We start from the raw sequence: 14132 nt of genomic DNA, 5'->3' as shown, positions 1-14132 counted from the left end.
GGCACTTTTTGTTAGTGCTATCTTTACAGCAACAATGCGCCTAAAAAACGCCAATTAAATATAAACAGCCCAAACAGAAAATAATTGCCTTCCCATTTTATTCCTTTATTTATAACCCGTACTTATTTTGTTACATGATGTAGCGGCTTATCCTCAAAAATTTAATGAAAAAATTCTCAGAGTTACATAAAATACAGCAATAAAAATAAAGGGAACTATGATGAAAAAGAAATATTTAGCGGCTGTCATAGCTGCAAGTTTAACGTTATCCGCCTGTATGGCAACCAGTAGCGACTCTGGCAATAGTATGTCACAGCAATCAAGCCAAGAGAGTGTAAACAAAGTCTTTAGCCAAAAATACTTGTTCAAAGAGTTGGCTAATGGCTTACGTGTCTTAGTGGTAAAAACAGACTATCCAGATCTTGTTTCAGTACAAATACCCGTGTCTGTAGGTTCTCGCGATGAAAATGAAGTAGGTAAAACAGGCTTTGCCCACTTCTTTGAACATATGATGTTTAAAGGTTCTGAAAAATTTCCGCAAGCTGTTTATGCCGATTTATTTAAGAATGCCGGTGTTGATAACGGTGCTTACACCACCAACGATTACACTAACTATCATTTAGATTTTTCTAAAGATCATTTAGATAAAGTATTAGAGATTCAAGCGGATCACTTTAAAAACCTAAAGTACACCGAAGCACAATTTAAAACAGAAGCCTTAACGGTTAAAGGTGAGTATTTAAAAAATAATGCTAATCCAACTCGAAAGTTGTTAGCGGCGGTGCGAAAAGAAGCATTCGATACTCATACTTATAAGCATACCACTATGGGCTTCTTTGAAGATGTAGAAGCAATGCCTGATCAAGTTGCATACGGTGAACAGTTCTTTAAACAATTCTATAAGCCAGAATACGTTTCTTTAGTAATTGTCGGTGATGTTGAACCAGAAGCAACAATGGCCATGGTCGAGAAGCATTGGGGAAATTGGCAAAAAGGTGATTTTGTTAGCACTATAGCACCTGAGCCAAAACAGGAAGCTGCGAAATATGTTCATGAAAAATTCGATGGCTTACCGGGTCACTGGTTACTCGTTTCTTATAAAGGTGCTGATTGGCAACCCAAGAAAAAAGATCGCGCGGCTTTAGATTTAATTTCTGAATTATATTTTTCCAACAACTCAGCATTGTATCAAGAACTCGTTGTTGATAAGCAGTTGGCTAGCCAAATGTTTAACTACAACCCTGAAACAAAAGATGCTGGCTTACGTCACGTATTTATCAAAGTGAATGATGAAAAAGACCTAGCAACGGTTCGTGATGCAGTAAACCGTACTTACGCACAAGTAAGAACTGAGCTCGTTTCTTCAGAAAAACTTGATAACTTAAAGTCTAACTTAAAATATAGTTTTGTTAATAGTTTAGATTCATCAGAGTCTATCGCTTCAACATTGGCGAGTTATATGCATTTTGATCGCGATCCCGAAACGATTAATCACCTCTACAATAGCTTTGACAATATTACAGCTGAAGATATTCAACGTATTGCTAATGAATATTTTATTGATGAAAACCGTACAACAGTGACTTTATCAGCATTAGATGAGATTGCCGACTTTGAACAAGAAGTTGACTTAAATGGCGCTGTTGCAAAAATAGTTATGAAAAATGCGCAGCCGAGTACTCCACAGTTTACGGTATTAGATAAGACCAATGACTCACCGTTGATTGATGTTAATTTCCTATTTTATACCGGTGCTGCAGCAGATCCCGTTGGTAAAAAAGGGGTAGCGGCTTTAACTGCTCGTATGTTAACTCAAGGCGGCTCGGCAACAAAAAGCTATCAAGACATTAAGAAAGGTTTATACCCTTTAGCTGGACGATTTTCGTCGCAGCTTGATAAAGAAATGATGTCATTTACTGGCCGGGTGCATAAAGATAATGCTACTCAGTGGTACGAACTTATTAGCGATCAATTACTGAATCCAGGATGGCGTGAAGACGATTTTAAGCGTCTGAAAAAAGAGCTTGTTGACGGTATTAAATCAGGTCTTAAATCTTCTAATGATGAAGAATTAGGTAAAGAGGTGCTTTATAGCGAACTTTATCAAGGGCATGTTTACGAAAACTACAATAGTGGTGATTTGTCTGATTTAGCCGCAATTACTCTTGAAGATGTTAAAGCGTTCTACAACACTCAACTTACCCAAGCAAAATTAAACTTAGGTATAACTGGCGCTATGCCTAGTGCTTTAAAAGCACAATTAATGACAGATTTAGCGACTTTACCCGTCGGTGATGAAAAGCGCTTAACGATTGCTAAAGCACCGGTTTTAAAAGGTCATCATGCGACAATTATAGAAAAAAGTGCGCAATCTACAGCAGTATCTTTTGGTTTTCCCATTGATACTATCCGCAGTGATAAAGACTGGGCGGCTCTTTGGTTAGTGCGTTCATACTTTGGTGAACATCGTAGTTCTAACAGCTACTTGTATCAACAAATTCGTCAAGCGCGTGGCATGAACTATGGTGATTATTCTTATATTGAATATTTTCCACGAGGGATGTACCAAACTAAACCTGATGCAAATTTAGGTCGTTCTAGTCAAATTTTTCAAGTGTGGTTGCGTCCTTTACGTTCAAATAATGATGCTCATTTTGCAACGCGTGCCGCTTTGTATGAATTGGACAACTTGATTGAAAAGGGTATGAGCGAAAAAGACTTTCAAGCAACACGTAATTACTTAACGAACTATGCACCGCAATTAGTGGCTAGCCAAGATCAGCAGTTAGGTTATGCACTTGATAGTGAGTTTTATCAAACAGAAGAGTTTGTTAAGTACGTTCGCGATCAATTTGCAAAACTATCATTAGATGATGTTAATCGTGTTATCAAAGAAAACTTACAAACAGATGATATTCATTATGTTTTCATTTCAGGCGATGGTAAAGACATGAAGCAACGTTTGTTGTCTGAACAAGTATCACCGTTAACATATAACAGTGATAAGCCAGCAGAGCTTTTAGCGACCGATAAAATCATCGAAAGTTACAAGTTAACACTGCCGTCGAAAAATGTTGAAGTGATTGCAATAGATGATGTTTTTCAATAAATTGCGTTTACGTTCACTTTAATAGATATTCGTTATTATCTTATTGAAGATTACAAATAACTTAATAAGAATAACGCATGTAGTTAAAAATAAAAAACCGGCATCTGCCGGTTTTTTTATTTATTAATAACGATTAATTGTGCTTTATGCATCGAGTTTAGATATATCTGTTATTGGACTAATAAACGGTGATTATAATTTTCCAACTCAAGTTACCAAAAATATTGCAGCGTTAGTTGCAAATGCCTATACCTAGATAGAAATGATTAAAACTTCATAACCACTCGACCGGTAATTTCGCCGTTGATCATATCTTCAAAGATATCATTAATATCTTCTAGTGACTTTTCAATGGTGATCGCTTTAACTTTTCCTCTAGCGGCAAAATCTAAGCATTCAACTAAATCTTTACGCGTACCCACAATAGAGCCGACAACGCTAACACCATTTAAAACAGTATCAAATATAGGTAACGGCATATCTTCGGCGGGTAAGCCAACTAGTACACACTTACCCCCACGACGAATAACTTGGTAACTTTGTTCAAAGCCACTTTTACTAACAGCGGTACAAATACTGGCATGAACGCCGCCTGTTTCAGCTAAAACTCTTGCTACAACATCATCACACTTGAAATCTAAACAAAAAGAGGCACCCAAATCTTTAGCCAATTTCAATTTTTCAGTGCCAGTATCAATAGCGATGACATTTAAGCCCATTGCTACAGCATATTGCACAGCTAAATGCCCTAAGCCACCAATACCAAAAATAGCTACCCATTCACCTGGTTTAGCCGTAGATACTTTTAATGCTTTATAAGTTGTAACACCTGCGCAAAACAAGGGGGCAGCATCTACATAGCTGATCCCGTCGGGTATTTTTACCACATAGTTACCATCTGCTTTACAGTATTCTGCATAACTCCCATCAACAGAGTACCCTGCATTTTGCTGTAACAAACAGAGGTTTTCATTACCAGATAAGCAGTAATCACAATATCCACAAGCATTATACAACCATGGAATACCTACACGGTCACCAAGATTAAGGTGTTTAACTTGCTCGCCTACTTCAACGATTTCTCCAACACCTTCATGGCCCGGAACAAGTGGCATCTTAGGCTTTACTGGCCAATCACCATGACACGCATGTAAGTCGGTATGACATACACCACAAGCATGAACCTTTACTAAAACTTCATGACTCGAAATTGTAGGCTTATCAAGTTGTTTAATCTCGAGCTTGTCTTTGAATTGATGAATAACAGCTGCTTTCATTAGTGACCTTTCTTTAAGTTAATACATTGTAAAAAATATTATAGTACTCAACTTTAATAAAAATATGATGTAGAACAATAAATGGTCAGAAAGAGACGTTAATGGCTATCTTAATTTGTTAATAAATAATAGCCATTTAGTAAAGGTGAGTTATTTTTCTTGAGACATAATAATGTTTACTTATATCAAGGTGAAGACTGTTTTATTCATGGCTTTTAAGCGTGAATGCATATCTTGAACATTAATTTTTTTGATCTGCCGATAACACCAATAAGCGATTATTACTCACGGGTCAATCTGATGTGTTCAGCAAGAATTAATATTAAGTTATTCTTTGTCAGCAATACGGATCGACGCTTTAATGATGTTGACCGCTTCTCTAGTTTTACCTCTTCGGCTACCTAAGGCTTCAATTTTAGTTAAGCTATCTTCTAAATCAGTCACTACTTTACCAAAAACAGTATGATTACCGTCTAAATGAGGTGTCGCGTTAAAAGTAATGAAAAATTGACTGCCATCAGTACTTGGACCTGAATTTGCCATACTTAACATACCCGGTTCACTGTGGCCTATGTCACTATTAAATTCGCCATCGTATTTATAACCTGGGTTGCCCGTGCCATTACCCAATGGATCGCCACCTTGTGCCATAAAGCCAGGAATAACACGATGAAAACTTAGCTCATCATAGAAACCCAATTTAGTTAAGTAAATAGTACTAGAAGCATGCATAGGCGCAGAGTCAGTGAATAGCTTGATGGTCAGATTACCTTGGTTTGTTTGCAGCTCCCAAAAGTAATCTTTCCCTTCGGTGAAGGTCAGTAATGGCGGTTTACTTAACGTCGTTTTCCAAGCAGGGTTTGTTTTATCAACCGCTTGTTTAGTAATAAATCTATCAATAGTGTTTAATGCGGGATCTATTCCGCAACATGCGGCCAGTATCATGATTAACAAAAGACTGGTGATGATGTTTTTCATATTATTCATAAAAGACTTCTTATTTTATTTTAATTTTTTGAAAATATACTAAGTTATCAAATATTATCAGGTATTAACGACTAAGAAATAATAATTTTTATTAACTGTTCAATCATTAAGTCAGCAGCTTAAGGTGACTAAGCTTTGATGCCAACAATGCTGTTTCGTATGTAAGGCGTATTATAATATTTTTAGCACTTCACTAGAGGAGAGAAGTGTTAAATAACGGCTAATAAAAAACCGACAGAGGCCGGTTTTACATTACTATGTTATTAGCAGAATATTACCTTTATATTTTTTGTTAAAACTTAAACGTTTTACTGTGCTTGCCGCCTTTCTCTGAGTCTACCGTCACTTTATAAGTACCTTTGCCATCGACAATCCATTTCACTATGGTTGTTGAGTGACCCGCAAGCGTGGCGACTTTAATCGTTGCTGGGTTTAAGTCGTGATCAGTATGTGTGTTGGCACCTTCACTAATAACGGTTAACCCACTTAATATTGAAAAGTCGTCAGAGAGAATCGATATGCGGTCTTCAAACGACAAATTATTATTAATGTCTTGTGATAATCTTGTCGGAATTGCTCGCTCATTAGCAATATTAACCGTTATTTCATACAAACCATTACTGAGCTTACGCGTTGATGAACGAGTTACTTCTAACTGTGGCATATGGTAAGCGTGAAATAAGGTAAAGGCCATATTTCGGTGTGCTTCTTCTTCTAATAGGAAAGAAGGGGGCGTTCTACCAAAATTCTTCTTAAAACCGCCGACTTCTATATCGCCATAAATTGGATGCTTTACTTTAGTCCAAGGAACAAAAGCATCACCAAATAAAATATGCTTATTGAAGTTGTGATTTTGATTGCCTAATTTATCGCTTGTTTTATCGTTTGGACGAAACATATTAGCCGATGTCCAAAGTTCATTCGTAAATGCCATAATACCGTTGTTGCCATAAAACCAATCAAATTCTCCACCGTAGACTTGATAAAGATCTTTCCAAGCGACGAGGTAGCGATAATTGGGTAGTATTTGCTCACCTTGGTTGGCGATAAAATCATAGACGCTAATATCAGAACGGGTATATTTGTTATTGGCTTTACCCGGACCACGTAAAATCATACCACCGGTATTATGGTAACTTTGCGCGGCAGCAATATTACGATGAGCTTTAACAAATTTTGCCACTGCACGGGTTTCTTTTAATGAAAAAGGGTAACGGCGTGCACCTCTTTGAATATAAGCTGGCTCCCATTCATGGGCCCAGTCACGATTAGGATCATATTCGTAAACCCCTTTACCATCTTCGTTGACAAGACCGTCACCATCGTTGTCGTAACCTTCAGCTCCTAACATGCGGTAATCGCCAGTTTGACCTTCTTCAACAGGTACCATTAAACCTGGGTATTTCTCGTCTTCTTTATGAGTACCACGTACCTTATCTTTAATGCGCATGCGAGTAATGTGGCCATCATTATTGAGATCTTCTGGACCATCTTCATCGATTTCACCGTCAAGATCGTTGTCAGTAGGTACCATGCCCGAACGAGGAGAGTGCGCAGTATTAGCCTGCTTCATAAACCAGTCACGCCCATCAGGATTAATTGTAGGGACAATATAGAAAGCTTTATCGTTAAGTAGCTCGGTGATCCACTTCACTTTTCCGTAGCTTTCAGTTAAATACCAAGCGGTATAAAGAGAAACCTCTGTACCTTGAATCTCATTAGAATGAATATTGCCATCAATATACATCGCCGGTTTTGTCGTATCATCACCGTTGTTATAATTGGTAATTTTAATAACAAAAATATCGCGACCTTCGTAAGACTGACCAATAGATTCTAGTCGAGTAAGTTTAGGGTAAGCTTTATTTATTTTTTTGAGTATCGTTATAGTACTTTCTGAGTCATAAAAACGATTCCAGCGTATATCTACTTTTGGGTCTAAAGGCGCACCTAATGCCTGTAATCCAGTGAGTTTGTCTGCGGCTTGTGCCGTTATAGTTAACAAAGCTGTGGCCGTTAAAATACAGATGAGCAATATTTTTTTCATGATTAAGCTCCAAAATTAACGGTTTGTGTCACCGCATCGATGACAGGTGAGGATACTTCAAATGAGGCATCATTGAAGCCTTTGGTATTGATCAGCCACTTGATTTCTTGTTGGCCGCCATGAGCGGCAATAGGCGCTAATAATGTCCGCTTGCTACCGCCAATAAATTGCTCTTTGGGTAAATTCCACTGAACTCTTACGGGAAGCATCCAACGGGTGAGTTTACCCATGGCACTTTGTGTTGGAAGTTTGCCGATGTTTTTTATTTTTAAGGTCACTCGGTAAAGATCTTTACCTATTTTTTTTACGCTCTGGCTCACGTTAAGCTTAGGAAAAAGTGTAGTTAATGAAGCCACATATTCCGAACTTTTAGTATCAGCAAATACGCCAATATCAGGGTTATTTAAATAGGCAAGTCGAAAACCACCCACTTCCACCTTTTCATTTACAAAGTCTGGGTGTGAAATATTTGTCCACGGTATAATCGCCCCTTGTAGATTTTTTTCCTTGGCGTTAGTAACCAAACGAGCTTCTTTGGTATCTTCGCTTGCTGATGCGTTTTTGTTTTTTTCAACATCAGCCTCTTTGTTTTTTTCTACGTCAGCTGATTGGGCAATGGTTATTTGCTTAAAATTCCAGCCATTGGTGGCTATTGACCAACGACCACCGTGAAAATAGGCCCAGTCGTGAAAAGTACCTTGACCACGGTTTTCTGCTTTTACCTGCCAGTCTTTATGGGCTTGCTGCCATAGGTGAGTAAATAATTTATAACCGTCAACATCTTCTTTAGGCATTTTATCAAAGGCTTCCAGTGGACGTTTATATTCACTTACCAGTACTTTATTAGCCGACCAGTTTTCATGGAGGTTGTCGTATTTAGAAAAATTAACGGTCATTAAAATATTTTGATGATCGATAACAAAATCTATTAAGGCACGCGTTTCAGGTTCAGATGCTTGATTAACACCAGAGCCAATACCAAAATAGTCATAGTTATAGGTAAAGTTTTTATTTATTGCTGTTCCGCCATAGCCATCTTCATCTAATTTACCATCACCGTCGTCATCTTTTCCTTCATTGAGTAAACGGTATTGACCTGCTTCGTTTTTGAGGCGATCAACTTTTACTAATAAACTAGGATCTTGTTCACTAGCTTTGTATAGGCCAGAACTGTCTGAGATCCTTAACTGAGAAATAAAACCATCGTTGTTGAGATCATTAGGACCGTCTTCATTTATTTTTAGGTCGTTATCGTCATCTGTTTTTAAGTGATTAAAGGTCGTTGAATAACCATTTTTACCCAGTATAAAACTTGTTGCATCAGGGTTTGGCATAGGTACGATAAATATACTTTTACCATTTCGGGTGACTTTACCTGACTTTAGATCCTCGATTAGGCGCATCGCAAGTTCAGTACCGACCAAATAATCGCCATCAACGTTGCCAGTAACCAAAATTGCTGGTGAGCTTTTATCACCAAATTGAGCCACGATTATTGACTTTCCTGATCGTGAAGTACCAATTTGCTGAGTTTGAACACCCAGTTGTTTTAATTGTTTTAACATTTCTGCATGGCTGGTGTATTGGTTAATATAGTCTTGACCAAGACAACTGCCAGAGATGAGGAATAACGCGAGTAGTCGCTTCATTTACTTATATGCTCCAGTTATAAAAACGCTTAATTATTATAATTTGTTTTATAGGCGAACTTTAATTAGCCATAAAGAGTATATATTTTCTTCAATTAATTCAAAGGAAAGTGAATTAAATGAGCTGGTTTGCTAGTAATTCAGGTTAGATGATCAAAATGTATAAAAACCTAAAACAACTTAATCACTTATAATGTTGTTTTAGGTTTGTCTTGTTTATAACAATAAACGGCTTTGGGTTACGAGAATAAATCGACTGGTTTTTAATACAACTCAAATTTATCTGCATCTAAAAAGGCGGGGAATTGATTTTTAAATTTATCAAGTTTGCTGAAGTCGAGTTGGGTTGTGATGATTTGTTGTTGGTGATCAGTGGCAGAAAGTATGTTTTCACCATCAAAATTAATGAAAGTTGTGCCACCAGAGTGAGGCATATCGTTACCATCTGGTCCTATACGATTAACTCCGACCACAAAACTTTGATTTTCCATTGCCCGGGCTTTTAATAAGGTATCCCATATATGACGACGTGGAGCAGGCCAATTAGCAACGTTGACCATAAGATCATAATCTTGGCGGTTTCTCGACCAAACAGGAAAGCGCAAATCATAACAAACCAAAGGCAGTATTTTTATACCCCTAATGTTGATTGTTTTTCTGTGCTGGCCTTGCTCAACAAAGTCTTGCTCTTTACCTAAACGAAACAAATGGCGCTTGTCATAATGTTCAACCCGACCATCAGCAAAGACCCAATAAAAACGATTCACTTTTTTATCATTTTGGCTCACTAAAACTGTGCCAGCCACTACGCAGTTATATTGCTTTGCTATTTTTTTTAACCAATGTAGAGCAGAGCCACCATCTTCTGGCTCTTGCACATCTTTTCTATTAATACAAAAACCGGTTGAAAATGTTTCTGGTAGCAATAATAAATCGGCAGCCGCATGGTCAGTAAAGTGATCTTTGAAAAGTTGCTCTAAACGATCAAAATTGCTTTGTTTGTCTAACCAACTAATATCGAACTGCACTGCGGCTATGGTTAAAGTTGACATAATATTCCTGCGGCCTTAAGTAGGGTATCGTCGTTTTTTGCGAAACAAAGTCTGATTACTTTATTGTTTTGATGATAAGACTCCCTTTTGTCAGCGGGATACAGGGGGCTCAACGGAATGGCGGCAACACCGACTTCTTGGGTTAACCAATGACAAAATTCCCGATCATTAAGTGCTGAGATTGCAGAGTAATCAAGCAATAAAAAATAAGTACCTTTTGACGGTAGCATTGTAAAGCGAGAGTCTTTTAGTGCATTGATCAGTAAGTCTCTTTTTTGCTGATAGAAATTTGATAACTCGGTGATATGCTCGGGGTGCTGCTTTAGCATTTGCGCTATAGCTATTTGTGCCGGGGTAAATGAACAAAAGGTAACGTACTGATGAATTTTTCTAAACTCGACCGTAAGCGCATCAGGTGCGGCGCAATAACCCATTTTCCAGCCAGTGCAATGAAAGGTTTTACCAAAACTAGAGACGACAAAGGCACGTTTAAACAAATCAGGGTAACGCAAAATACTTTCATGACGTAAGCCGTCAAACGTCATGTGTTCGTATACTTCATCGCTTATTACATATAAATCATATTTCTCAAGCAAAGCTTGTAAGCTAGTAATATCTGCAGCACTCAGTATTGAACCCGTTGGGTTGTGTGGGCTGTTGATAATAATAGCACGTGTATTACCATTAATTGTTTGCTCAACTAAGGACCAGTTTATTGCATAGTTAGGCGCATCTAGTGCGACATGGCGACAAACTCCACCAGCAAGTTCAATGGCTGTCTCATAAGAATCATAAGCGGGATCAAAAATAATAACTTCATCATCTGGGCGAACCAGCGTTTGTATTGCAACCCATAGTGCTTCGGTAGCCCCGGAGGTTATTGTAACATTTTTTAAGCCATTAAGTTTTTGTGCAGTGGTTAAATCTGTTTGATACTGTCGATGCACCATAGCGGCAACTTGCGTTAATAACTCAGGTAAACCGTTTGAGGGCGAGTATTGATTTTTACCTTCACTAATGGCTAAGTTTATTTTATCTTTTAAAAATTCTGGAGTATCAAATTCAGGAAAACCTTGCGACAAATTAATTGCCTGATATTGATTTGCCATCATCGACATTTCTGTGAAAATACTGGTATCTAGATTGGGCAGTTTACTGGTAAAAGAAGATGGCACAAAAGGCTCCCTGGATTATTAAGTCGATATTTTTGAGGAAAATTAGCTTAAATAAGCATGGTTCAATCGGCCTTTATTTAAATAGACCGGGAAACAATAATCGAATGTTAAGGCTAACGGCTGATGAGTTCAATCGTTATCCTTTTTAAATCGATATCTTAGTGTAAACAACCGTTAATAAATTAACGGCTACTTTTAGCGCGTACTGTTAACAACATTAAGCCAATTGCGAGAGCAGCATAATAATAAGGCATGCCTGCTTGCCAACTCATGGTGCTATTAACGCCAAAAAAGTCTAGATATAGTGCTGTTTGAATCGGTCCCATATACCAAATTGCCGGGTATAGCACTTCAAACATTCGCTTTGTGCCGGTCAATACCCCACAAAAATAAGCGAGGGATACGGTAAATGAAATGGCTATAATTAATTGTATGATTAACAGCCACTCGGCTATCGCCGCAAATCTAAGTACACTACCTAAACTTGCCAATGCTAATAATATCCATGCAGCAGAGTAGCTCGCTAAACTTTGCAATAGCGCTGACTTTTTACTGTAGGTGACTAACTCAACCGTATTTGCTTGTTTTTCTACTTGGCCAAGCTGTGAAAGCACTAAAACACACCATAACCATGACAGCGGTAAAAATATGCTAACCAGTAATTGCTGACTGATAAACAGTTGAATAATATTTAACGTTAAAAGACCTAACAGCCAGTAAATCGAATGGCTTTTTAATAATAATTTGAGTTCTAAACGTAATAAGCGAGTAAAAGCAAAGTGCTTGGTTAGCATGGTAAATAGCACATCGAGTCGATTGAACACTTGACGGGTTAAGGTGTTTATTAGCCATGAGGTTTGTTTGGTTTCAGGTACGGGGTTTCGACTAAAGCGATCAAAAAAGATTACTGCAATAATAAAACAGCTTAAGCAAATGATCAGTAACGGCAGAATACTCGATAAATACTGTGCTGTTGGCTCTATTCCTTGCCAAAGAAAAGTGTTTACTGCATTTTCTTCATCAACAACCGTTACGCCAATATGTGTTGAGCCTGCTTGTGACGGAAAACGTTCTGCAACCTCGGTTTCTATAGCAGAAAGTATTGCGCCAACCCCTGAAACGCTTTCAATGGTTTGAACAATAGAGCCGGTCCACAAGAAAAAATAAACAACATTGCCAAAGCCCCCCTTAAGCCACTTTATTGATTCAAACATTATCGCCAGTGAAGCAACAACTAATAACACAGGTAGAACAAAGACTAATTGGGGCCAAGCTAACGCCCAAAGGTCTATCTGATAATTTTCCCCATAATAAAGTTGCAGTAAAATACAACTGATCAGCATAACCAATACGATAGTAAACAAAATTAAAACATTGGTGCACCATTTGGCGAATATAAAAGTTAACTTACTCATAGGAGTGGCAGCAATAAGTTCACAGGTCATCGATTTTCGATCTAATTCAAGACCATTCTTAATGAGATAAAAACAAATAATAGGTAAAAATAAAACATTTAACATCGCTAAACAAACACCTAACCAGGCACTGTTATAAAGACCTCTATAACCATTGATAATAAGTGTTTGATATTGAGCATCGAGTGAAGGGAAAAAAAGTAAGGTTAATACCGACATCGCCAGTAAAGTAACCACAAAGCTTTGCTGGCGTGTTCGTTGTTTAAAATCAGCGACCGTACATTGCCATAATTGATTCATTAACATGCCCTCGCAAGAACAGTTCGAGCACGCTTATTACTGGTAAAGTAGAGATACGCATCTTCTAATGTTGGCGCTCTTGATATTGCTCGCGCATCAGGGCAGTGTTCAGCGACAATATTTAACTCGACCTTGTTGTCTTTTCGCACACTGTGGCTGACAATAAAGTCGTGCTGAATTTGTTTTAATTCATTCAAGTTAGTGGTTAGTTGCCAGCATTTATCGGCAACTTTTTCTTGTAGTGCCTTTGGAGTTGCTGATTGAATTAATTGCCCAGTTTGCATAATCGCAATTTGGTCAGCAATAGATTCAACATCTGCGACTATGTGAGTTGATAAAATAATGCAACGATCATCGGCTAATTCAGTTAATAACTGGCGAAAATTGGCACGTTCTTGTGGATCTAGACCCACAGTTGGTTCATCAATAATCAATAATTTAGGGTCATTAAGTAAAGCCTGTGCAATGCCAATGCGCTGTTTCATCCCCCCGAATAACCTTTCAATGGCATATGAGCAGCATGGGTAAGGTTGAGCTTAGCAAGTAAATCCTCGATTCTTTGAGTCGCTAAAGATTGATTTAACCCTTTTAAGCCAGCCATGTATTGTAAAAATTCAATAGCCGACAATTGGTCATAGACGCCAAAATATTGAGGCAGGTAACCGAGTTCGTTACGCAATAATTGTGGTGATTTAACAATGTTTTGTCCTTGCCATAAAATTTTTCCTTGGCTAGGTTTTGTTATCGTAGCAAGAATACGCATTAAGCTAGATTTTCCTGCGCCATTAGCGCCTAGTAAGCCTAAAATCCCTGGTCTAACTTGTAGTGATAATGATTTGATTGCTAGTTGTGTGTGCTTGCCACTTTGGTATTGATGGCTAAGTGATTGAATATCCAATAACATTGTATTTCCCTTCGACATTAAGATGTTATCTATTTAGCAAAGTTTACGCCAAAAATAAGTTGTTTTAATTCAATGGTTTATTGTTTTTGGTTTTTATTTTTTTGAAAAAAAATGTTCAATTAAACCAACTATTAGTGAAATTATTAACGATTAATAAATTTCACTAAGGTACAACGGTGACATTGTGTTTTATAATACTTGCGTGAAATAATAGCGT

At 37.7% G+C, this 14132-nt stretch carries 9 protein-coding genes and 1 pseudogene; 1 reads left to right on the top strand and 9 read right to left on the bottom strand.

Annotated elements, in window-relative coordinates; all coding sequences use genetic code 11:
- Nucleotides 1-220: 220 nt before the first annotated feature.
- The gene (locus A3Q34_RS04265) at nucleotides 221-3109 is read left to right on the top strand and encodes a M16 family metallopeptidase (RefSeq protein WP_070374223.1); all 2889 of its coding nucleotides are present in this window, start codon (nucleotides 221-223) and stop codon (nucleotides 3107-3109) included.
- Nucleotides 3110-3375: 266 nt separating this feature from the next.
- Here A3Q34_RS04265 and adhP read toward each other — a convergent pair whose 3' ends face one another.
- The 9 genes and pseudogenes from adhP to A3Q34_RS21210 form a co-directional block, all read right to left on the bottom strand.
- Nucleotides 3376-4386, bottom strand: a complete 1011-nt coding sequence (gene adhP / locus A3Q34_RS04260; RefSeq protein ID WP_070374222.1) for an alcohol dehydrogenase AdhP — start codon at nucleotides 4384-4386, stop codon at nucleotides 3376-3378.
- Between the two features lie 327 nt (nucleotides 4387-4713).
- A complete protein-coding gene (locus A3Q34_RS04255) occupies nucleotides 4714-5373 on the bottom strand; it encodes a peptidylprolyl isomerase (RefSeq protein ID WP_070374221.1) in 660 nt (219 codons plus the stop codon).
- Between the two features lie 292 nt (nucleotides 5374-5665).
- Complete coding sequence (locus A3Q34_RS04250; protein WP_070374220.1) at nucleotides 5666-7420, bottom strand: M14 family metallopeptidase; 1755 nt, start codon at nucleotides 7418-7420, stop codon at nucleotides 5666-5668.
- Nucleotides 7421-7422: 2 nt separating this feature from the next.
- Nucleotides 7423-9069: a M14 family zinc carboxypeptidase gene (locus A3Q34_RS04245; protein WP_070374219.1), complete on the bottom strand. Its 1647-nt coding sequence runs from the start codon at nucleotides 9067-9069 to the stop codon at nucleotides 7423-7425.
- Nucleotides 9070-9332: 263 nt separating this feature from the next.
- Nucleotides 9333-10121: an amidohydrolase gene (locus A3Q34_RS04240; protein WP_070374218.1), complete on the bottom strand. Its 789-nt coding sequence runs from the start codon at nucleotides 10119-10121 to the stop codon at nucleotides 9333-9335.
- On the bottom strand, nucleotides 10109-11239 hold the full coding sequence (locus A3Q34_RS04235) for a methionine aminotransferase (RefSeq protein WP_070377002.1): 1131 nt from the start codon (nucleotides 11237-11239) through the stop codon (nucleotides 10109-10111). The genes A3Q34_RS04240 and A3Q34_RS04235 overlap by 13 nt, the downstream gene beginning before the upstream one ends.
- Before the next feature lie 239 nt (nucleotides 11240-11478).
- Nucleotides 11479-13011 (bottom strand): hypothetical protein, encoded by a 1533-nt coding sequence (locus A3Q34_RS04230; RefSeq protein ID WP_070374217.1) that lies wholly within the window; start codon nucleotides 13009-13011, stop codon nucleotides 11479-11481.
- Complete coding sequence (locus A3Q34_RS21215; RefSeq protein ID WP_442855278.1) at nucleotides 13011-13496, bottom strand: AAA family ATPase; 486 nt, start codon at nucleotides 13494-13496, stop codon at nucleotides 13011-13013. Before A3Q34_RS21215 ends, A3Q34_RS04230 begins: the two co-directional genes overlap by 1 nt.
- A pseudogene (locus A3Q34_RS21210) lies at nucleotides 13485-13915 on the bottom strand (ATP-binding cassette domain-containing protein); the annotation flags it as partial. The pseudogene A3Q34_RS21210 and the gene A3Q34_RS21215, both read right to left, overlap by 12 nt.
- Nucleotides 13916-14132 lie beyond the last annotated feature (217 nt).

Origin of the sequence: Colwellia sp. PAMC 20917, assembly GCF_001767295.1 — a bacterium.
Classification (GTDB): Bacteria; Pseudomonadota; Gammaproteobacteria; order Enterobacterales; family Alteromonadaceae; genus Colwellia_A.
The sequence above is the reverse complement of the archived record's forward strand: the minus strand, read 5'-3'. Positions and strand labels throughout refer to the sequence as shown.

What these genes read in the sequence shown, in the direction of transcription:
- A3Q34_RS04265 (WP_070374223.1), top strand. Translation starts at nt 221, where the DNA reads ATGAAAAAGAAATATTTAGCGGCTGTCATAGCTGCAAGTTTAACGTTA.
- adhP (WP_070374222.1), bottom strand. Translation starts at nt 4,386, where the DNA reads ATGAAAGCAGCTGTTATTCATCAATTCAAAGACAAGCTCGAGATTAAA.
- A3Q34_RS04255 (WP_070374221.1), bottom strand. Translation starts at nt 5,373, where the DNA reads ATGAATAATATGAAAAACATCATCACCAGTCTTTTGTTAATCATGATA.
- A3Q34_RS04250 (WP_070374220.1), bottom strand. Translation starts at nt 7,420, where the DNA reads ATGAAAAAAATATTGCTCATCTGTATTTTAACGGCCACAGCTTTGTTA.
- A3Q34_RS04245 (WP_070374219.1), bottom strand. Translation starts at nt 9,069, where the DNA reads ATGAAGCGACTACTCGCGTTATTCCTCATCTCTGGCAGTTGTCTTGGT.
- A3Q34_RS04240 (WP_070374218.1), bottom strand. Translation starts at nt 10,121, where the DNA reads ATGTCAACTTTAACCATAGCCGCAGTGCAGTTCGATATTAGTTGGTTA.
- A3Q34_RS04235 (WP_070377002.1), bottom strand. Translation starts at nt 11,239, where the DNA reads ATGTCGATGATGGCAAATCAATATCAGGCAATTAATTTGTCGCAAGGT.
- A3Q34_RS04230 (WP_070374217.1), bottom strand. Translation starts at nt 13,011, where the DNA reads ATGAATCAATTATGGCAATGTACGGTCGCTGATTTTAAACAACGAACA.
- A3Q34_RS21215 (WP_442855278.1), bottom strand. Translation starts at nt 13,496, where the DNA reads ATGAAACAGCGCATTGGCATTGCACAGGCTTTACTTAATGACCCTAAA.